Genomic DNA, 18,830 nt, shown 5'->3' with positions numbered 1-18,830 from the left:
GGTCCTCTCCCTCGATGGCGTGGCGTGGCTGGTCGGGGCCGCCGGAGCGTCCCCGTCGGACCCTAGGCAGCGCGGCGGCGCGGCGCCCGTCGGAACCCGGTACCGGCCCACTCCCGAGGCGTGCCGGATGCCCGGCGCCGGTAGCGTCGCGGCGTGTCCACCTCCCGATCGGTCGGCCTCCCCGATGGCGTCCGGGCCTGCCTGTTCGACCTCGACGGCGTCCTCACGCGCACCGCCACGGTGCACATGGCGGCCTGGAAGCGGACCTTCGACGCATTCCTGCGGGCACGCGATCCCGCGGCCCCGGAGTTCACTCAGGACGACTACAACCGGCACGTCGACGGCAAACCGCGGGCCGACGGCGTACGCGATTTCCTCGCCAGCCGGGGGATCGTGCTGCCCGAGGGCGAGCACGGCGACCCGCCGGACGCGGCGACCGTGCAGGGGGTGGCCACCCGCAAGAACGACCTGGTCCAGCGTGAGCTCGACGAGCACGGCGTCGAGGTGTACGAGGGTTCGGTGCGCTACCTGCGGGCGGTGAAGGAGGCGGGGTTCGCCACCGCGGTGGTGACCGCCTCGGCCAACGGCGAGCAGGTGGTGGCCGCAGGCGGGTTCGCCGACCTGATCGACACGCGGGTCGACGGCGTCGTCGCCCGGCAGCAGGGGCTGGCCGGCAAGCCGTCGCCCGACACCTTCCTCGCCGGGGCCCACGCCCTCGGGGTGACGCCGCAGGAGGCCGTGGTATTCGAGGACGCCCTGGCCGGGGTGTCCGCCGGCCGGGCAGGCGGCTTCGCCTTCGTCGTCGGCGTGGACCGGGTCGGCCACGCCGACGGCCTGCGGGAGGCCGGGGCCGACGTGGTCGTCACCGACCTGGCCGAGCTGCTGGACCGGCCGTGACGGAGGGGCGGGCGATCTTCCCGGTCGAGCCCTGGGCGCTCACCGAGGTCGGGCTGGACCACGACAGCCTCGGCGTGCACGAGTCGGTGTTCGCCCTTGCCAACGGGCACCTGGGCATGCGCGGCTCGCTGGAGGAGGGCGAACCGGTCGTCATCCCCGGCACGTACCTCAACGGCTTCTTCGAGGAGCGGCCGCTGCCCTACGCCGAGGCCGGCTACGGGTTCCCCGAGATGGGGCAGACCGTCGTCAACGTGACCGACGGCAAGCTGATCCGGCTCCTGGTGCGGGATTCGCCGCTGGACCTCAACTACGGCGAGATCATCGACCACCGGCGCTCCCTGGACCTGCGCGCCGGCGTCCTCCGCCGGTCGACCGAGTGGCGTTCGCCCAGCGGCCGGACCGTGCGGGTGACCAGCACGCGCCTGGTGTCGCTGGCGCGGCGGTCGATCGCCGCGATCGAGTACCAGGTGGAGGTCACCGACGACCTCGGCGACCTCTACGTCGCCCTCCAGTCCGACCTGCTGGCCAACGAGGACGGCGCCCCCGACGGCGACCGCGACCCGCGCGGCGCCGCCGCGCTGGCCCGTCCGCTGGAGTGCGAGCTCGCCGCCGGTCGCGGTCGGCGCGCGGTGCTGGTGCACCGCACGAAGCGCAGCCGGCTGCGCCTGGCGGCCGGCATGGACCACGTCATCGACATCCCCGACAGCTCCACCGAGGACATCGAAGCCGCGGGTGACCTGGCCCGGTACACCCTGGCAGCGCGCATCCCGCCCGGCGGGTCGCTGAAGATCATCAAGTTCCTCGCCTACGGCTGGTCGTCGCGGCGCTCCAGCCCGGCGCTCCGCGACCAGGTGGAGGCGGCGCTGGCGACGGCCAAGCTCGCCGGCTTCGAGCGCCTGCTGCGCGAGCAGCGGGAGCTGCTGGCCCAGCACTGGGACGAGGCCGACGTCGAGATCCAGGGGGACGACGAGCTGCAGCAGGCCGTCCGGGTCGGCATGTTCCACGTCCTGCAGGCCGGGCTCCGCGCCGAGCGGCAGGCCATCCCGGCCAAGGGGCTGACCGGCCCGGGCTACGACGGGCACACCTTCTGGGACACCGAGACCTACGTGCTGCCGGTGCTCACCTACACCGCGCCGCACGCCGCGCGGGACGCGCTCATCTGGCGGCACACCACGCTCGGGCTGGCCCGGGAGCGGGCCCACGTGCTCGGCCTGCGCGGGGCCGCGTTCCCCTGGCGGACGATCCGGGGGGAGGAGACCTCGGGCTACTGGCCGGCGGGCACCGCGGCCTTCCACATCAACGCCGACATCGCCGACGCCGTCGTCCGCTACTTCGACGCCACCCTGGACGACGCCTTCGACCGCGACTACGGGGCCGAGCTGCTGATCGAGACCGCCCGGTTGTGGGCGTCGCTGGGGCACTTCGACGCCGAGCACGGTTTCCGGATCGACGGCGTGACCGGGCCGGACGAGTACACGGCCGTGGTGGACAACAACGTGTACACGAACCTCATGGCGCAGCGGAACCTCCGCGAGGCCGCCGCCGCGGTGGCCCGGCAGCCCCTGGTGGCCGGGCGGCTCGCGGTGACCGACGAGGAGGTGGAGGAGTGGCTGCGGGCGGCGTCGCTGATGGCGGTGCCCTACGACACCCGGCACGGGGTGCACATGCAGTCCGACGGTTTCACCCACCACGAGGACTGGGACTTCGCGGCGACACCCGACGAGCGCTACCCGCTGCTGCTGCACTACCCCTACTTCGACCTGTACCGGAAGCAGGTGGTCAAGCAGGCGGACCTGGTGATGGCCCTGCACCTGCGGGGTGACGCGTTCACCCTCGAGGAGAAGATCGCCGACTTCGCCTACTACGAGCAGCGCACCACCCGCGACTCCTCGCTCTCGGCGATCCAGCAGGCGGTCGTCGCCGCCGAGACCGGTCACCTCGAGCTCGCCCACCAGTACTGGGCCGAGGCGGCGCTCACGGACATCCAGAACCTGCACCACAACTCCGGCCACGGCCTGCACATCGCCTCGCTGGCCGGTGGGTGGACCGTCGCCGTCGCCGGCTTCGGGGGGCTGCGCGACCACGGCGGCGAACTCACCTTCGCGCCGCGCCTGCCCCGACGGATCAGCCGGCTGCGCTTCCGGGTGGTGTACCGCGGCCGCAAGCTCACCGTCACCGTGGAGCGGGACCGGGCAACCTACCGCCTGGTGGACGGCGATCCGCTGGACATCCGGCACCACGGCCGGCAGGTGCGCATCGACCACGACGACGTGGTGCTCGAGCTGCCGCCGCCCCCCGACGTCGCCCCGGTGCACCAGCCGCACGGGCGGGAGCCGCGGCGGCGCTCCCGCGGCTGAACGCCACGCCCACTCCCCGCCGGCCGGTGGGCGAGCCCCGCGACCCGGCCCCTGTGCGGTCGGGATCCTGCCCACCGGGTCCGGGCCGCGTCGCGCCCGGCGCACCGGCCCTTCTGTACTACCGTTATCCCTAACATTGAGGCAACTCAATTGGTGGTGGCGTCGAACAAAAACGTCGCCCCCAGGACCAAAGCACCGACGTCGACGACCAGGAAGACACCCACCCAGAACAGGGCGGGGAACGGGGTGAGCCGGGCCAGCTGGTCGGCGTCGGAGTCCCGGGCACCCCGCCGCCGGCGGGCGCGCTGCAGCTCGAGCACGGCGCGCGGCGCGGCCAGGAGCAGGAACCAGGTGGCGACCGCGGCGAAGACAGCCTGGCCGATCGGCGGGAACCACCAGGTCGCGGCGAAGACGACGGCGCCGGTGACGAGCACCGACCACAGCCCGTACCAGTTGCGGATCTGCACCAGCAGCAGCGCGAGGAGCAGCAGCAGCACCCAGAGCAGCCCGACGGCGTGCCCGGCGGCGAGCAGGGCAGCCGCGCCGAGCCCGAAGAGCGCGGGACCGGTGTAGCCCGCGGCGCACGTGAGCACCATGCCGAGCCCCGTCGGGCGTCCGGCGGAGACGGTCAGGCCCGAGGTGTCCGAGTGCAGCCGGATGCCGGAGAGCCGCCGCCCGGCCGCCAGCGCCACGAGCCCGTGCGCGCCCTCGTGGGCGATCGTCACCACGTTGCGGGCCGGCCGCCACAGCGCGGGGGAGAGGACCACCAGCGCGGCGACGGCGGCGGTGCCGAGCAGCGCCGCCGGCGGGAGGTCCGGCACCGTCGCCGTCACGCGGGCCCAGAAGCGGCCGAGGACCTCCACGCCCGGCAGTCAACCGCACGGACCTGGCAGTGACGGGGAGCGGCCGGGGTGTCGGCCGAGGCAGGGCTCACACCGTGGAAGCAGGCGGCAGTGGTGGCTGCAGGGCCGGCGCCGGCGGGACCGCTGACCCACCGCACCACCCGGGTGCCCGGCGGAATCACATCGACGTCCTGACCGGCGCGCTGCCACCATCGCGGCGTGGACCTGCTGGTGTCGCTGCCTGCCTTCCTGCTCGCGGTGCTGCTGATCTCGGCCACGCCCGGCCCCGCCATGGCGCTCGTCTTCCGGCGAGCCGCTCTGCGCGGGTGGCGCGCCTCCGTGCCGACCGTCCTCGGGCTCGAGCTCGGGATCTACGTCTGGGCGCTGGCCGCCGGTGCCGGTCTGGCGGCGTTGGTGGCGGCGTCGGAGGTGGCCTACCTCGTCCTGCGCGTGGTGGGTGCCGCCGTCCTGCTGTACCTGGGTGGGCGGGCGCTGCGGGCGGCGTGGCGGGACAGGACCGCGCTCCCACCCGAGGTGCCGGCGCGCGCGGCCGGCCGCCGGGGCTGGTGGACCGCCTTCGGCGAGGGCTTGCTCGTGCAGCTGGCGAACCCGAAGGCCGCCGTCTTCATGCTGGCGTTCTACCCGCAGTTCGTGCCCGCCGACGGCCCGGTGTTCGCGACGACGGCCCTGCTCGCGCTGCTGCAGGTCACGGTGGAGACCGGGCTCTACCTCGGCCTGGCCGCCGCGGTGGCCAGGGCGGGCACGTGGTTCCGCCGTCCCCGGGTCCGGCGGCGGTTGGAGGCGGCCAGCGGCACGGTGCTGGTGGCACTGGGGCTGCGGGTCGCCGTCTCCAGCCGCTGAGCTGTCAGTTCCCCGGCTTGACCGCCTTGCCCCGCTCCTGCTCCGCGTCGTCGGCCTCGTAGGCGCCGGGGATCGCCTGCGCGGCGCCGTCGTCGTCCGTGCCCGGCGTGAGCGGCCGGTCGGTGAGGTTCGCGGGGCCGGGGGAGGGGGTGCCACCTGGTTCGCGCTGCTCGTCGGTGTCGGGACGGGCCTCGGTCACGGAGTCCTCCAGCGGCTCGGGTGCACGGTCCGCGGACGCCTACCCCGTGCCGGTCGCTGGGGAACCCGCTGCGTCACAGCTGCTGCGTCAGGTTCACGGCGTTGCCGTCGGGACCGGTGACGTGCGCGACGCGCTGGCCCCACGGCATGTCGTTCGACCCGTGCGGGGCCGCACCGACGAGCGTGGCGACACGGAGGAGGACCACGTCGACGTCGGGCACCTCGATGCTCGGCAGCACCCGGCCGGTGCAGGGTGGACGGCCCGTGCCCGGGGAACTGAGCGATCACCCCTCGGGGGTGAACAGCCAGCGGGCGAACGCCGCCTCCTCGTGCAGCTCCGTGCGCCACAGCACCGACAGGCGGAAGGTCCCGGGGGCGACGACGAGCAGCGGGCTCGCGTCGGTGGCCGTGTCGTCCTCGAGTGCGGCGGAGTGCGGCGTCGGGCCGGGCGACTCGGGCAGCAGGAAGGCGCCGTCCTCCCCGGTGCCGTCGAGCGCCGCGCTGATGAACGCGAACCGGCCGCTGGGCACGGCGACGACGTCGCCGGTCTGGTCGTCGGTCGCGGGGAACGCGAGCGCGGTGTCGAGCGCGGTCCGGTAGTCGTCGGCGGCCGCCTGGACGACGGCGATGCTGCCGTCGTCGGCGCGGAAGACCTCCAGCCAGCCCTCGTCGCCGACCTCGGGGTCGGTGAGCACCAGCGCCGCGGTGCCACCGTCCAGCGGGATGCCGGTCAGCTGGTAGCCCAGCTGGGGGACCAGGGCCTCGTACGCCTGCTCGCTCATGCCCCGCCAGGCCGGGAGCAGATCGCCGTCCAGGGCGAGGAACGGTTCGCCGTTGGTCCAGCAGCGGCCGACGTGGGTCCAGGTGCGGTGCATGGTCCGATCATCGCCCCCGTGCGCATGCCGCCGCCGCTACGGTTCGGCAGATGTCGGCGCACAGGCTGGACCGGGACGAGGCGCGGGCGATCGCCGTGCGCGCCCAATGGCTGGGCCGCCACCGCCCGGAGAACCTGCTGGCGACCGTCCGGCAACTGACGCTCCTCCAGGTCGACCCCACAGCGGCCGTCGCACCCAGCGCCGATCTGGTGGCCTGGAGCCGACTCGGGAGCAGCCACCACCCGGAGCAGCTGACCCGGGCACTCGAGGACCGCAGCCTGGTGGAGCACAACGCGCTGGTCCGGCCGATGGAGGACATCGCGCTGTTGCTGGCGGGCATGGCCCGCTGGCCCAGTCGGGAGGCGCCGCGTGAGTGGCTCCGGGCCAACGAGTCGTTCCGGCGCGACGTCGTCGAGCGACTGCGCTCGTCGGGACCGCTGCTCTCCCGCGAGATCCCCGACACGAGCTCGGTGCCGTGGGCCTCCACGGGCTGGACCCACGACCGCAATGTCACTCAGATGCTCGAGTTCCTCATGATGCGCGGCGAGGTCGCGATCGCGGGGCGGCGCGGTCGGCAGCGCCTGTGGGACGTCGCCGACCGGGTCTACCCGCCCGGGATGCCGGTCGTCCCGGAGGACGAGGCCCGGCGCATCCGCGCCGAACGGCGCCTGCGGGCACTGGGCATCGCGCGCGAGAAGGGCGCCTCGGTGCCGGGCGAGCCGGTGGACGTGGGGGACACGGGGGAGCCGGCGGTGGTCGAGGGGGTCCCGGGCACGTGGCGGGTCGACCCCAACGCCCTCGGCCGCCCGTTCCTGGGCAGAACCGCGTTGCTCTCCCCGTTCGACCGCCTCGTGCACGACCGCGTGCGCACACAGGAGATCTTCGGCTTCGAGTACGTGCTGGAGATGTACAAGCCGAAGGCCCGCCGACGCTGGGGCTACTTCGCCCTCCCGGTGCTGCACCACGACAAGCTCGTCGGGAAGATGGACGCGGTCGCTGACCGGTCGGCCGGGCGGCTCGTGGTGAACGAGCTCCACGAGGACGTCCCGCTCACCGCTTCGGCCAGGGACGAGGTCTGTGCCGAGATCGAGGCCCTCGCCGGCTGGCTCGGGTTGGCCGTGAGCGACCGTGCCTCCTGAGGTCAGGCACCGTCGGCGGCGACGATCTCCTGCAGCGCGCGCACGTGGCCACGGTAGGCATGCTTCCCCTCGGCGGTCAGGGCGAGCCAGAGCCGGCTGCGGGCATCGCGGACGCCCTTTTCCTGTGTGACGTAACCGGCGTCGACGAGCTGGGACAGCTGCTTGCTGAGCGCTGACTTCGAGAGGCCGAGCTTCTCCTGCAGTGCACCGAACTCGACCTTCTGGGCGGCGCTGAGCATGGCGCAGATGCGCAGCCGGTGAGGGGCGTGGACGATCTCGTCGAAGGCGGGGGCGTCAGCGGGCATGCCCGAACTCGCGAACGTAGCGTTCGCCGGTGACGAGCACGGTGGTCGCGGTGACCGCCGCGCACGGGAACCAGATCCACCAGGCGTCGGTGGTGGCCTCGACCAGCCAGCCGATCCCGAAGGTCCCCAGGAAGACGGTCAGGTACGCGGCCATGTCGCCCACCTTCACCGAGGCGCCGGAGACGCCGTCGGTGTTGAACCAGTAGCGGTGGGCGAGCAGGGCCATGAGCACCACCAGGGGGAGCACCACGATGCCGGCGGTCCTCGGAGGCAGCAGTTGCGCGAGGGTGACCCCCGCGACGACGGCGGCTCCCACGAGGAAGAACCACCGCGGGATCGGCGGGTACCGGACGGCGTCCTCGTCCCTCGCGAGCTGGGCGAGAGCGTCCCGGGCCTCCTGGGGAGACGGCGTTCGATCGCTTGACGTTTCCATACTGGAAACAGTAGGGCAGAGTTTCCTGGGAGGCAACGCTCGCGAGTGCCGGTGTGGCCGCGCGCCCGGGCGGTGCTCGGGTAGGAGGTACTCGACAGTCACTAGTTGACATAACGTCGATTATCGGCGTTATGGACGGGCCGGCCGGAAGGGGTTCACGGCTGGCCCGGACCGCCCCCCGGTCGGCGCGCGTACTGGTCGCACGTTGCCGCGGGTCCCGTCCGCGTCCGGTGCCGTCATGCGGCGCCGGGCTTCGTCGCGGCGGTTCGCCGATCCCTGATCAGTTACACCGGTAGCCGCCGGGCCGGTGTGGATCCACGGGACGTCGATCGGTCTCGATCGGTCGCCGACTCCCCCATGAGTTGATCTTGATGCCGAGCCTCGCCGGATCGCCCGTGACGGCTCGCGCCCCTCATCGCGGCGTGCACCAGGCCCTGGGAGCCGTTCCGGTCGCCGCTCCCCCCATTCGCCCACACCACCGTTGTTGCGTCACAGTGACGGAACGACGGTGGTGTGGGGTCGTTCGACGGGCGGCTACCTGGGTGCCTTCGTAGGCTCGTTCCATGAGAACCCGACGACCGCTCGCCGCTCTGCTGACCTCGCTGGCGCTGTTCGGCGGAGGCGCCACGATGACCGGCTGCCAGGCGGCCGGGGACGATCAGAACGACGGCAGCACCGACGAGGTCGTCGAGACGGTGGACCCGGAGGACGCGGACCGGGAGAACCTGCCGGACAACAGCAACCCGGAGGTCGACCAGAACACCGACGAGGACACCCAGGACCCGGACTGAGCCGGCCGGTCAGCTGGAGCGTTCGGTGACCCAGAGCCGGTCCAGCCGACCCGTCGAGCGGACGAGGTCAGCCAGCGAACGCTCCAGCTCGGCCTTGGTCGGTCGTTCCTGCAACAGCGTCTGCACGTCCTCGAGGGCGCAGCGCAACTGGTAGAGCCGGTCCTGCAGGCCGTCCAGCTCGGCCCGGGAGACGAGCACCACGTCGCCCGGCAGCCCGGCCTTCGCCGTCGCGGAGCGCTGCTCGTAGGCGCGCTGGCGGCAGGCCTGGCCGCAGTACAGCCGCGGCCGGCCGACCGAACCCTGCTGAGGGAGCACCCGGCGGCACCAGCCGCACCGCCGCTCCTCACCGCTCCCCCGGCTGGGGAGCGGCGCGACGGGGAGGGACGCCGTGCTGCCGGACGCGTGTTGCTGTGCCACGCCTGCGCACGGTAGACGTCCCCGCCGACAGTCCCGGATGACACGCCAGGACACCGAGCGGAAGGCCGCCGGTCGTGGGCACAGTGCGGCAACGCGAGCCCCGTCACCGGCCGGCGAGCGGAGGTCCCACATCTCTGCCGACATGAGTTTCCGCACAGGGCGGGGGGCGTCGGGGGCACCCGGTCGGGCGCGGGGGCGCCGGCAGGGCCTCGCGGGGCGCCGGGAGGCTCCCACTAGCGTGGACGCGTGCCCGCCGCGCGCTTCGCATTCCTGGATGCGCCGACACCGTTGGCCATGACCCACCGCGGCGGGGCGATCGAGCACCTGGAGAACACCATGCCGGCCTTCGAGGCCTGCGTGGAGCTGGGGTACCGCTACCTCGAGACCGACGTGCAGGTCACGGCCGACGGCGTCCTCGTCGCCTTCCACGACCCCACCCTGGAACGGGTCACCGGCCAGAGCGGCCGACTCGACGCCCTCACGTGGGCGCAGGTCTCCGAGGCCCGGATCGGCGGCCGCGAGCCCATCGTCCGCCTGGAGGACCTGCTCGGGGCGTGGCCCGACGTCCGGTTCAACCTCGACATCAAGGCCGCCGGGGTGCTGGCCCCGCTCGTGCGGCTCGTGCGGCGCATGCAGGTCCTCGACCGCATCTGCCTGGGCTCGTTCTCCGACGCCCGCATCGCGGCCGCCCGGCGGCTGTTCGGCCCGGCGGTCTGCACCTCACTGGGTCCCCGCGGTGTCGCGGCGCTGCGGTTGTCGTCCTACTCGCCCCGCGCCGCAGGGCTGGTGCGGATCTCGGCCGGCTGCGCGCAGGTGCCCCTGCAGCTCGGCGGGCGCGCGCTGGTCGACGAGCGCTTCCTCGCGGCGGCGCACGCGCGCGGGCTGCAGGTGCACGTGTGGACCGTCGACGACCCGGTCGAGGCCGAGGCGATGCTGGACCTCGGGGTGGACGGCATCATGACCGACCGGCCGGCGATGCTGCGCGGGCTGCTCGAGAAGCGCGGCCAGTGGGCGCCCCCGGCGTGAGCCGGCTCCGCGACCGGTGGCTGCGCGCGCCGGGGGCGCCGGCCGCTGATCTCTCTTCGAGGGGTTCCCCTTCGAAGGCAGTCGCTCTCTGCCCCGCTCAGCGGGGCAGAGAGCGACTGCGCGCCGACCAGGTGCCCGCCCCTGCGGGCCGGTGCCTCCGGCAGCGGAGCCACAGCCGGCGCGTGCCCGGAAGGCGTCGTCCCGGCGGACACCCCGTGGCCGCTCAGGGCCGGTGCTGGACCGGGGCCCACCTGCCTGGGAGCCTGCCGCGGTGACCACCGCCGTCCCCGCCGCCGACCCGTCGGTGCCGCCGGCCGACCGCGCGCTCTCGCGCGAGCGCTTCGGCTGGTACTCCTACGACTGGGCGATGTCGGTCTTCAACACCTCGGTGACGACCGTCTTCCTCGGCCCCTACCTGACCGCGATCGCGCGCGACGCCGCCGGTCCGGACGAGCGGCTGTCGTTCCTCGGCCTGTCGATCGCGGCCGGAAGCTGGTTCTCCTACGTCCTGTCCGCCTCGGTCGTGCTGCAGGTGCTGGTGCTGCCGCTGACCGGTGCCGTCGCCGACCGCACCGGTCGCAAGCGGGAGATGCTCGCCGGCTTCGCGATCCTCGGCGCGCTGGCCACGACCGCCCTGTTCTTCGCCGGCGACGGCCGGTGGCTGATGGGCGCACTCCTGTTCGTCCTGGCCAACATCAGCTTCGGGGCGGCCACCGTCGTCTACTACTCGTGGTTGCCGGACCTGGCCGGACCGGACGAGCGCGACAAGGTCTCCAGCCGGGGCTGGGCGTTCGGGTACGTCGGCGGGGCACTGCTGCTCGCCGTCCACCTGGGGCTGGTCGTGGCGGCCGAGGACCTCGGGCTGACGACCGGCGAGGCGGTACGCATCGCCTTGGCCACCGCCGGCCTGTGGTGGGGCGCCTTCACCCTGTTCTCGGTGTCCCGGTTGCGCAACCGGCCGGTGGCCGCCTCCGCGGTGCGGTCGGGCAGCAGCTTCCGGCAGCTGGCCACCACCTTCCGCGAGATGCGCGCCTTCCCGCTGACGCTGTGGTTCCTCGGCGCCTACCTGCTCTTCAACGACGGCGTGCAGACGGTGATCTCGCTGTCGGCCACGTACGCCACCGAGGAGCTCGACCTGGCCCAGGACGTGCTCACCGGCGCGATCCTGATGGTGCAGGTCGTCGCGATCTTCGGCGCGCTGGGGCTCGGGCGGATGGCGGGCCGCTACGGGGCCAAGCGGGTCGTCCTGGGCGCGCTGGTGGCCTGGATCGGCGTCCTGCTGGCCGCCTTCTCCCTGCAGTCGGGCGCGGTCGCGCAGTTCTACGCGCTGGCCGCCGTCATCGGCCTGGTCCAGGGCGGCACCCAGGCGCTCTCCCGCTCGCTGTTCAGCCAGCTGATCCCGGCGGGCAAGGAGGCCGAGTACTACGGCTTCTACGAGATCAGCGACCGCGGCACCAGCTGGCTGGGCCCGCTCGCCTTCGGGCTCACCTACCAGCTCACCGGGTCCTACCGGCTGGCGATCGTCAGCCTGGTGGTCTTCTTCGTGGGCGGCTTCGTCGCGCTCGCGGCACTACCGATGCGCCGCGCCGTCCTCGCCGCAGGCAACACCCCGCCGGAGAAGCTGTGACCTCCTCCCCCACGGGCGCCGCTCCCCCGCTGCCGAGCGCGGTCCCCGCCTCCGGCGACCGGCGCCGGCACCCGGCACCGGCGCACCTGCGGTTCTTCCACGGGCCGATGGACTGCGGGAAGTCCACCCTCGCGCTGCAGGTGGACCACAACCACAGCCGGCAGGGCCGGCACGGGCTGCTGGTCACCCAGGGGGACCGCTCCGCGTCGCCGCGGATCACCTCCCGCGTGGGGCTCGGCAGGGCGGCGGTCGAGATCGACGCCGCCACCGACCTGCGGCTGCTGGTGCGCGACCGCTGGGCCGACGGCCACCGCGTCGACTACCTCATCGTGGACGAGGCGCAGTTCCTCTCCCCCGCACAGGTGGACCAGCTGGCCGAGCTCGTCGACGAGTCGCACGTCGACGTCTACGCCTTCGGGCTGACGACCGACTTCCGCACCCGGCTGTTCCCCGGCACCCAGCGGCTGCTGGAGCTCGCCGACGACGTGCAGCGCATCCAGGTGGAGGTGCTCTGCTGGTGCGGCCTGCCCGGGCAGCTCAACGCACGTGTCGTCGGCGGGGTCGTGGTCCGCTCCGGTGCGACCGTCGTCGTGGCCGACACCGCCCCCGCGGCGCTCCCCGGCGAGGGTGCCGGCGCCCTCGGCGTCCGGTACCAAGTGCTCTGCCGGCGGCACTTCGTGCGCGGCGAACTGGGCCCCACCGCGGCCGGGCCGGGGCAGCTGGCCCTGCCCTGAGCGGCGCTCCTCACCCGTGCGGGGGGCGGCCACGGCGCAGATCCCACCCCATGCGATGATGAGCAGCCGATTCGGCGGAATCTCTCCGCCTTTTCCGTCGTTCATCTCTCTGACTCCCCGGTTGCCTGGGTACTGCCTTGGCCATCGGACGTCGAGTCCCGACCGACACGAGCACGAGAGGACGGTGTGCCATGGGTGAGCGTTCCCTGCGCGGCAGCCGACTGGGCAGCGTCAGCTACGAGACCGAGCGGAACACCGCGCCCATCGAGCGGCAGTACGCCGAGTACCGGTGTCCCTCGGGCCACCTGTTCACGGTGCCCTTCGCCGACGACGCGGAGCTCCCCGACACCTGGGAGTGCAAGTTCGACGGCTCCGCGGCGAAGCTGGTCGGTGGCAGCGAGCCGGCGCCCAAGAAGGTGAAGCCCCCGCGCACGCACTGGGACATGCTGCTCGAGCGGCGCAGCGTCGAGGACCTCGAGGAGGTCCTCGCCGAGCGCCTCGAGGTGCTCCGCGGTCGGCGGACGCGCGCCAGCTGACGTCGGACCCGCCTCCCAAGGCGGGTACCACCGTCTTCCGGACGGCCCCGGTGGAGAGATCCACCGGGGCCGTCGCTCGTCCGTGGGTGCGGGGCCCGGCGCACCGGCCTGCGGTACTCCCCGGGGCGGTGGTTCGCTCAGGGCCGCCGGTCGGGGTCCCGGAGCACCTCGCCCTCGATGACGAGCGGCTCGGCGGGCCGGTAGGCATCGGTCGCGTCCACCGGCGCGGTGCGGGTGCTGCCGACCCGCACCGGTCCGCGCAGGTGCTCGGGCAGCCGGGCGAGGACCACCCGCCGGAGCGCGCCGCGCACCAGGCCGCGCGTGCCCGGCAGCAGGCACAGCAGCCCGATGAGGTCGCCGAGGAATCCCGGCAGGACCATGAGCAGCCCGCCGACGGCGACGAGCCCGGCGTTCCCGAGCTCGCGGCCTGCGGCCTCGCGCGAGCGCGCCCGCTGCCGCAGGTCGGCCAGCGTGCGCCGCCCCTGGCTGGCCAGCAGCACCCAGCCCAGCACGCTGGTGACCAGGGTGGCGACGATCGTCCACCCGAGGCCGATCCAGGCGGCGACCAGGACGAAGACCACCAGCTCCGCCAGCGCGGTCAGCCCCACCACCGTGCGCAGTCTCCGACGCACCACGTCAGCCACGTCGCCTCCTTCCTCTCGGTCGTCGCTTCGCCGCTCCCCCGCCGGCCGGGGCCGGGCGGGGCGCTACCGCCCGGCCGGGTCGGCCGGGCGGGTCACCGGCGGGCGCGCTCGGCCCGGCAGCCAGTCGGCCAGCCGGTCCTGCACGCCCCACACGGTCACGCGGGCCCACGCCTCTCCAACGATCGAGCCGCTCATCTTGCTCCGGCCGAACGCGCGTTCGGTGAACGTGATGGGCACCTCGGTGACGCGGGCCCCCGCCCGGAGCGCCCGCCAGGCCCAGTCGACCTGGAAGCAGTACCCCTCGCTGGCCACCTCGTCGAAGGGCAGCCGGTCGATCAGCTCGGCCCGGGCGGCCCGAAAACCGCTGGTCGCGTCGCGCAGCGGCAGCCGCAGCACCCAGCGCGTGTAGCGGTTGCCCACGCGCGACAGCAGCAGCCGGTGCGCCGGCCAGTCCTCGACCCGGCCGCCGTCGACGTAGCGCGAGCCCAGGACCAGGTCGGCGTCGGCCAGGGCGGCGAGCAGGTCGGGCAGCTGCTCGGGGGGGTGCGATCCGTCGGCGTCCATCTCGACCAGCACGTCGTAGCCGTGTTCGCGGGCCCAGCGGAAGCCGGCCACGTAGGCGCGGCCGAGCCCGGCCTTCGCGCTGCGGTGCAGCACGTGGACGCGCGGGTCCGCGGCAGCCCGCTCGTCGGCGATCGCGCCGGTGCCGTCGGGCGAGCCGTCGTCGACCACCAGGGCGTGCGCCGCTGGGACGCTGGCGTGCAGGCGGTCCAGGACCCGGGCCAGGTTCTCGGCCTCGTTGTAGGTGGGGATGACCACCAGGACGCGCCCGGTCACGCCCGGGTCGCCCTGCGCCGCCGGAGGACCGCCTGCAGCACCGCACCGAGGCCGAGGGCGGTGAGCAGCGCCTCCGGCACCACGCCGAGGCGCTGGGCGATCGTGCGGTCGTCGCGCTGGGCGATCTCCTCCACGAACACCGCCGGCTCGAAGAGCTCGGAGGAGCGGACGACGGTGCCGTCCGGGGCCACCACGGCCGAGATGCCGCTGGTGGCGGCCACGGCGACGGTGCGCCCGAACTCGACCGCGCGCACCCGGCTCATCGCCAGCTGCTGGGCGCTCTCGTGGGTGTGGCCGAAGGTGGCGTTGTTGGTCTGGACGACGAGCATGCCGGCGCCGCCGTCGACCACGTCGCGCACGAGGCCGTCGTAGACCACCTCGAAGCAGATCAGGTCCCCGAGGCGGATCCCGGCCACGTCGAGCACCCCGACCTCGTCGCCCGCGGCGAAGTCGCGGCGCACGAGGTCGACCTTCTCGCTGAAGAGCCGGAAGAAGTCGCGGGCGGGCACGTACTCGGCGAAGGGCACCGGGTGGCGCTTCACGTAGGTCTGCCCGGGCCCTTCCTCCGGGGACCAGACGATCGCGGTGTTGCTGATGAACTCGCCCGGTCCGCCGACGACCGCGCCGACCAGCACCGGCGCGCCGACTGCCTCGGCCGCCCGCTGGATCTGCGCCGCGGCGTCGGCGTTGCGGTAGGGATCGATGTCCGAGCTGTTCTCCGGCCACAGGACGACGTCCGGGCGCGGCTGCCGGCCCGCCGCCACCTCGTCGGCGAGCTCCAGCGTCTGCTGGACGTGGTTGTCCAGCACCGCCCGGCGCTGGGCGTTGAAGTCCAGGCCGGCGCGCGGCACGTCGCCCTGGATGACGGCGACGGTGGTGGTCGGACCGCCCGCGGTGAGGGACTCCCCCGGCAGCGGTAGCCAGGCCAGCGCGCCGACGAGCGGCACGGCCAGCGCCCCGGCCAGCGCGGCCGAGGTCCTGCGCAACCTGCGGGCGCGGGTGCGTGCGGAGACGGCGGCCAGCAGCGCGGCGGCCAGCAGGGTGCCGGTGAGGGCGACGGCGAACCCGACCAGCGGGACCCCGCCGTACGCGGCGAACGCCAGCAGCGGCCCCTCGGTCTGGGAGAAGCCGAGCCGCCCCCACGGGAAGCCCCCGAAGGGGAACCGCCCGCGCACGGCCTCGACGGCCACCCACAGGGCGGCCGCCCACAGCGGCCAGGCGGGGAGCCGGGACGTGAGCGCGGTGAGCCCGCCCAGGGCGGCCAGGTACAGCGCCTGGCTGACGGCGAGCGCCAGCCACGGGAAGGCCCCGACGTAGATGCCGGTCCAGGACAGCAGCGGCACGAAGAACGTGAGGCCGGTGACGAGGCCGAGCCAGAGACCCGCGCGCACGCGGCAGCCGTGGACGGCGACGGCCAGGGCGGCCGGGCCCAGCACGGCCAGCGCGACCAGGTCGTACCCCGGGAAAGCGAGGAACATGGCCAGCCCGCCGGCGGCGGCCAGGAGGGTGCGCCACGGTGCACGGGACCAGCGGGGGCCGCGTCCGGTCGACGGCGGCGCGGCCGGACCGGCACCACCGTGGCCGGCCGTCCGCGGGAGCGTCCCGGTCCCCGGCCCGCCAACGCCTGCGGGCACCCAGCGCCTCCCCGGTGCAGCCGCCCTGCGCGGGCGGGACCTCCCCGCACCGTTCGGGCGGGGTCCGGACCGCGGTGTCCACGCGGTCCCGACCCAGCATCCCATCCCGGCGGCGCAGGCGAGCGCGGCTGTCGCCGCACCACCCCTCCGAGCCGCCGGACCCCTTTCCCGGACGCGCCGGCGGTAGCCCCCCGCGGACGGCGCACCTTCGGGCCGGACGGCCGGTCGCTGGGTGCGAGCGGCGCGACCGTTGTCTGATGGCGCGGGTCCACGCGGGCTCCGCCGGGGTACCCGCCCGCGGTCTCCGGCCGGCCCGCCCGCCCTCGGCGGCCCGGGTGCGCCCCGGGAGGGAGCGCCGGCCGTGAGGACGGACGCGCCTGCCGGGGGACGTGCGTGCGGTGCTCCCGGTCAGGAACTGCAGGGACTGTAAGAAGTGCGGGGCCGCGTTTCGAGACCCTGAGCACCTCCGGGTCGCAGTGTGATCGGATCGTTACTGATCGTCGCGTGTCCTCATGGCGCCTCCAGCACCTGCCCGTCGACGACCAGCCCTGCGCACCCCGGTCGGGCGCGCGCCGCCAGCACGTCGGACAGCCCCTGGTCGGTGGCCCACAGGGCGAGGTCCGCCGGCGCCCCCACGGCCAGCGGCCCGGCCGGGTGCTCGGCCCGGACGGCGACCCAGCCGCCGTGCGTGGCGGCGTCGAAGGCGTCGAAGGGCCGCAGCCCGGACTCCCGGTTCCGGTGGTCGACGGCGGCGTGCACCGCACCCCAGGGGTCCAGCGGGGTGACCGGCGCATCGCTCCCCAGGGCCAGGACGACCTCGGCGTCGGCGAGGTCGGCCAGCGGGTTGGTGGCCAGCGCCCGCTCGACGCCGAGCCGTTCGGCGTACATCCCCGCGTCCCCGCCCCACGCCGCGTCGAAGGCCGGCTGCACGCTGGCGACCATCCGCCACGCCCGCATCCGCCCGATGACCGCCGCTGAGGGCATCTCCAGGTGCTCGAGCCGGTGGCGGCAGGCCCGGACGGCGGCGAGCCCCAGCTCCGTGACGACCACGCCCACGGCGTCCAGGACCTGCTCGACGGCGGCGTCACCGATGACGTGGAAGCCGGCCTGGATCCCCGCCACGGTGCAGGCGCGCACGTGCTCGACGAGCGCGGCCGAGTCGAACCGCAGCGCGCCGGAGGTGTCGGGCCGGTCGCTGTAGGGAGCGCTCAGCGCGGCGGTGTGCGAGCCGAGGGCGCCGTCGCAGAACAGGTCGCCCCCGGCACCCGCGAGGCCGAGCTCGCGCACGAGGTCCAGCCCCCCGCGCTCGGACAGCTCGCCCCAGTACCCCACGACGCGGGGCCCCGGGACCTCGGCGGCCAGGGCCAGCAGCTCGCGGAGGTCGTCGGCCGAGGAGACCTCCGGGCCGGCCATCTCGTGCAGGCTGCCGATCCCCAGGGCGGCGGCGGTCCGGCGCGTGGCCTGCTGCGCCGCGGCCCGCTGCGCAGCCCCGACCGCCCCGTAGGCGGCCTGGCGGGCGGCGTGGTGCGCGTCCAGGCGCAGCCGCCCGTCGGGCGAGAAGCCGGGCAGCGCGGCGATGCCCGGGACCAGGTCGAGCAACGCGGTGGAGACCGTGGCCGAGTGCACGTCGACGCGGGCCAGGTAGACGGGCCGGCCGGCGGCCACGGCGTCGACGTCGGTGCGCGTGGGCCCTCGACCCTCGGGCCACCCGGTCTCGTCCCACCCGGTGCCCAGGACGATGCCCGCGGGGGCCGCCGCGACGTGGTCGCGCAGGGCGGCCATCGCCTGCGCAAGGCTCAGGCTCGAGTGGAGGTCGAGACCGGTCAGGGCGAGGCCGGTAGCCGTCGCGTGCACGTGCGCGTCCACGAACGCGGGGCTGAGCAGCGCCCCCTCCCCCGCGACCACCCGGTCCGCTCGCGGCGCGTCCGCCGCCGCGCCGGTCCAGGCGATCCGCCCGTCCACGACGTGCACCGCACGGCCGGGCCGGTCACCCACCCGCACGTCGGTGAGCAACAGGCTCACGTCGGTCCTCCTCGTCTCCCCGCCGCCTGCCAGGACGGCGGGCCGGCGAGTAGGAGACCACGGCCGCGTCCGGCGGGATCCGGGTGGCCGGGTGCGCCGGCCGGCGGTAGGCAGGAGCGATGGGTGGCGAGGGGGCGGAACTGCGGGCCGGGCGGCTGCGCCTGCGCCCGTGGACCACGGGCCCGGCGGACCTCGCCCGGCTGTGCGACCTCTACGGCCGGGACGAGGTCACCCGCTGGCTGGGCGGGACGCCGTCGGTCCCGCCGGCGGAGCTCGTCGAGCGCTGGGCGGAGGTGCACCGGCGGGACGAGCGGTTCCTGTGCTGGGCGATCGAGCGGCCCGACGGCGTCCCGGCGGGCACGGTGCTGCTCAAGCCGCTGCCCGACGGCGTGGGCGAGGTGGAGGTGGGCTGGCACCTGCACCCCGACTCGTGGGGGCACGGCTACGCCACCGAGGCCGCCCGGGCGGTCATCGACCGCGCCTTCGCGCTCGGGCTCCCCGAGGTGTACGCCGTCGTCCGGCCCGGCAACGATCCGTCGATCGCGGTGTGCCGGCGCCTGGGCATGACGTCGCTGGGGCGGCTGCGCCGTTGGTACGACGTCGAGCTGGAGGCGTTCCGTCTCATGGCGCCGGTGGTGGTGGAGTGAGCCGGCCG

General features: G+C 74.6%; 21 protein-coding genes. 10 read left to right on the top strand and 11 right to left on the bottom strand.

Features of this window, described 5'->3' with window-relative positions; translation table 11 throughout:
- Positions 1-153 precede the first annotated feature (153 nt).
- Both BMW62_RS15760 and BMW62_RS15755 read left to right on the top strand, forming a co-directional pair.
- Entirely contained in the window at positions 154-897 is a 744-nt protein-coding gene (locus tag BMW62_RS15760) for an HAD family hydrolase (RefSeq protein ID WP_091932592.1), read from the top strand.
- Positions 894-3,254: a glycoside hydrolase family 65 protein gene (locus tag BMW62_RS15755; RefSeq protein ID WP_091932590.1), complete on the top strand. Its 2,361-nt coding sequence runs from the start codon at positions 894-896 to the stop codon at positions 3,252-3,254. Before BMW62_RS15760 ends, BMW62_RS15755 begins: the two co-directional genes overlap by 4 nt.
- A gap of 146 nt (positions 3,255-3,400) precedes the next feature.
- Here the strand turns inward: BMW62_RS15755 and BMW62_RS15750 are convergent, their stop codons facing one another.
- Complete coding sequence (locus tag BMW62_RS15750) at positions 3,401-4,117, bottom strand: M50 family metallopeptidase (protein WP_091932587.1); 717 nt, start codon at positions 4,115-4,117, stop codon at positions 3,401-3,403.
- 198 nt (positions 4,118-4,315) lie between these two features.
- Here BMW62_RS15750 and BMW62_RS15745 point away from each other — a divergent pair, with 198 nt between their 5' ends.
- On the top strand, positions 4,316-4,957 hold the full coding sequence (locus tag BMW62_RS15745) for a LysE family translocator (RefSeq protein WP_091932585.1): 642 nt from the start codon (positions 4,316-4,318) through the stop codon (positions 4,955-4,957).
- A 4-nt stretch (positions 4,958-4,961) separates the two neighbouring features.
- Here BMW62_RS15745 and BMW62_RS15740 read toward each other — a convergent pair whose 3' ends face one another.
- The 3 genes from BMW62_RS15740 to BMW62_RS15730 form a co-directional block, all read right to left on the bottom strand.
- Complete coding sequence (locus BMW62_RS15740; protein WP_091932581.1) at positions 4,962-5,156, bottom strand: hypothetical protein; 195 nt, start codon at positions 5,154-5,156, stop codon at positions 4,962-4,964.
- A 73-nt stretch (positions 5,157-5,229) separates the two neighbouring features.
- On the bottom strand, positions 5,230-5,394 hold the full coding sequence (locus BMW62_RS15735; RefSeq protein ID WP_211435152.1) for a VOC family protein: 165 nt from the start codon (positions 5,392-5,394) through the stop codon (positions 5,230-5,232).
- Between the two features lie 45 nt (positions 5,395-5,439).
- Positions 5,440-6,030, bottom strand: coding sequence for a hypothetical protein (locus BMW62_RS15730; RefSeq protein ID WP_091932579.1), 591 nt, complete (start codon positions 6,028-6,030; stop codon positions 5,440-5,442).
- A gap of 50 nt (positions 6,031-6,080) precedes the next feature.
- Here BMW62_RS15730 and BMW62_RS15725 point away from each other — a divergent pair, with 50 nt between their 5' ends.
- Positions 6,081-7,169 (top strand): DNA glycosylase AlkZ-like family protein, encoded by a 1,089-nt coding sequence (locus tag BMW62_RS15725; protein WP_091932566.1) that lies wholly within the window; start codon positions 6,081-6,083, stop codon positions 7,167-7,169.
- Positions 7,170-7,171: 2 nt separating this feature from the next.
- Here BMW62_RS15725 and BMW62_RS15720 read toward each other — a convergent pair whose 3' ends face one another.
- Both BMW62_RS15720 and BMW62_RS15715 read right to left on the bottom strand, forming a co-directional pair.
- Positions 7,172-7,474 (bottom strand): transcriptional regulator, encoded by a 303-nt coding sequence (locus tag BMW62_RS15720; RefSeq protein ID WP_091932563.1) that lies wholly within the window; start codon positions 7,472-7,474, stop codon positions 7,172-7,174.
- Complete coding sequence (locus BMW62_RS15715; protein ID WP_139206289.1) at positions 7,464-7,907, bottom strand: hypothetical protein; 444 nt, start codon at positions 7,905-7,907, stop codon at positions 7,464-7,466. Before BMW62_RS15715 ends, BMW62_RS15720 begins: the two co-directional genes overlap by 11 nt.
- 563 nt (positions 7,908-8,470) lie before the next feature.
- Between BMW62_RS15715 and BMW62_RS22255 the strand changes: the two genes are divergently transcribed.
- Positions 8,471-8,698 (top strand): hypothetical protein, encoded by a 228-nt coding sequence (locus BMW62_RS22255; protein ID WP_139206288.1) that lies wholly within the window; start codon positions 8,471-8,473, stop codon positions 8,696-8,698.
- A gap of 9 nt (positions 8,699-8,707) precedes the next feature.
- Here the strand turns inward: BMW62_RS22255 and BMW62_RS15710 are convergent, their stop codons facing one another.
- Positions 8,708-9,115 carry a hypothetical protein gene (locus tag BMW62_RS15710; RefSeq protein ID WP_236829469.1) on the bottom strand — a complete coding sequence of 136 codons (408 nt, stop codon included), beginning with the start codon at positions 9,113-9,115 and terminating at the stop codon, positions 8,708-8,710.
- 246 nt (positions 9,116-9,361) lie between these two features.
- On the opposite strand from BMW62_RS15710, the gene BMW62_RS15705 reads away from it, so the two are divergent.
- From BMW62_RS15705 to BMW62_RS15690, 4 genes are all read left to right on the top strand, one after another.
- Positions 9,362-10,141, top strand: a complete 780-nt coding sequence (locus tag BMW62_RS15705; RefSeq protein ID WP_170852424.1) for a glycerophosphodiester phosphodiesterase — start codon at positions 9,362-9,364, stop codon at positions 10,139-10,141.
- A 271-nt stretch (positions 10,142-10,412) separates the two neighbouring features.
- The gene (locus BMW62_RS15700) at positions 10,413-11,768 is read left to right on the top strand and encodes an MFS transporter (protein ID WP_091932544.1); all 1,356 of its coding nucleotides are present in this window, start codon (positions 10,413-10,415) and stop codon (positions 11,766-11,768) included.
- Positions 11,765-12,502, top strand: a complete 738-nt coding sequence (locus BMW62_RS15695; RefSeq protein WP_091932542.1) for a thymidine kinase — start codon at positions 11,765-11,767, stop codon at positions 12,500-12,502. The genes BMW62_RS15700 and BMW62_RS15695 overlap by 4 nt, the downstream gene beginning before the upstream one ends.
- A gap of 191 nt (positions 12,503-12,693) precedes the next feature.
- Positions 12,694-13,038, top strand: coding sequence for an RNA polymerase-binding protein RbpA (locus BMW62_RS15690; protein ID WP_091932539.1), 345 nt, complete (start codon positions 12,694-12,696; stop codon positions 13,036-13,038).
- A gap of 137 nt (positions 13,039-13,175) precedes the next feature.
- Here BMW62_RS15690 and BMW62_RS15685 read toward each other — a convergent pair whose 3' ends face one another.
- The 4 genes from BMW62_RS15685 to BMW62_RS15675 all read right to left on the bottom strand — a co-directional run bounded on the left by BMW62_RS15685 (position 13,176) and on the right by BMW62_RS15675 (position 18,175).
- Positions 13,176-13,682: an FxsA family protein gene (locus BMW62_RS15685; RefSeq protein WP_091932536.1), complete on the bottom strand. Its 507-nt coding sequence runs from the start codon at positions 13,680-13,682 to the stop codon at positions 13,176-13,178.
- A 63-nt stretch (positions 13,683-13,745) separates the two neighbouring features.
- A complete protein-coding gene (locus BMW62_RS22990; RefSeq protein ID WP_211435151.1) occupies positions 13,746-14,519 on the bottom strand; it encodes a polyprenol monophosphomannose synthase in 774 nt (257 codons plus the stop codon).
- Positions 14,516-16,153: an apolipoprotein N-acyltransferase gene (lnt, locus tag BMW62_RS22985; RefSeq protein ID WP_244524075.1), complete on the bottom strand. Its 1,638-nt coding sequence runs from the start codon at positions 16,151-16,153 to the stop codon at positions 14,516-14,518. Before lnt ends, BMW62_RS22990 begins: the two co-directional genes overlap by 4 nt.
- Before the next feature lie 510 nt (positions 16,154-16,663).
- On the bottom strand, positions 16,664-18,175 hold the full coding sequence (locus tag BMW62_RS15675; protein WP_170852423.1) for an amidohydrolase: 1,512 nt from the start codon (positions 18,173-18,175) through the stop codon (positions 16,664-16,666).
- 119 nt (positions 18,176-18,294) lie between these two features.
- Between BMW62_RS15675 and BMW62_RS15670 the strand changes: the two genes are divergently transcribed.
- The gene (locus BMW62_RS15670; RefSeq protein ID WP_091932519.1) at positions 18,295-18,822 is read left to right on the top strand and encodes a GNAT family N-acetyltransferase; all 528 of its coding nucleotides are present in this window, start codon (positions 18,295-18,297) and stop codon (positions 18,820-18,822) included.
- The last annotated feature ends 8 nt before the right edge of the window (positions 18,823-18,830 follow it).

It is taken from the genome of Blastococcus sp. DSM 46786, assembly GCF_900109665.1.
GTDB lineage: Bacteria > Actinomycetota > Actinomycetes > Mycobacteriales > Geodermatophilaceae > Blastococcus > Blastococcus carthaginiensis.
Note: the sequence above shows the minus strand (reverse complement) of the source record. Positions and strands in the feature narration are given on the sequence as shown.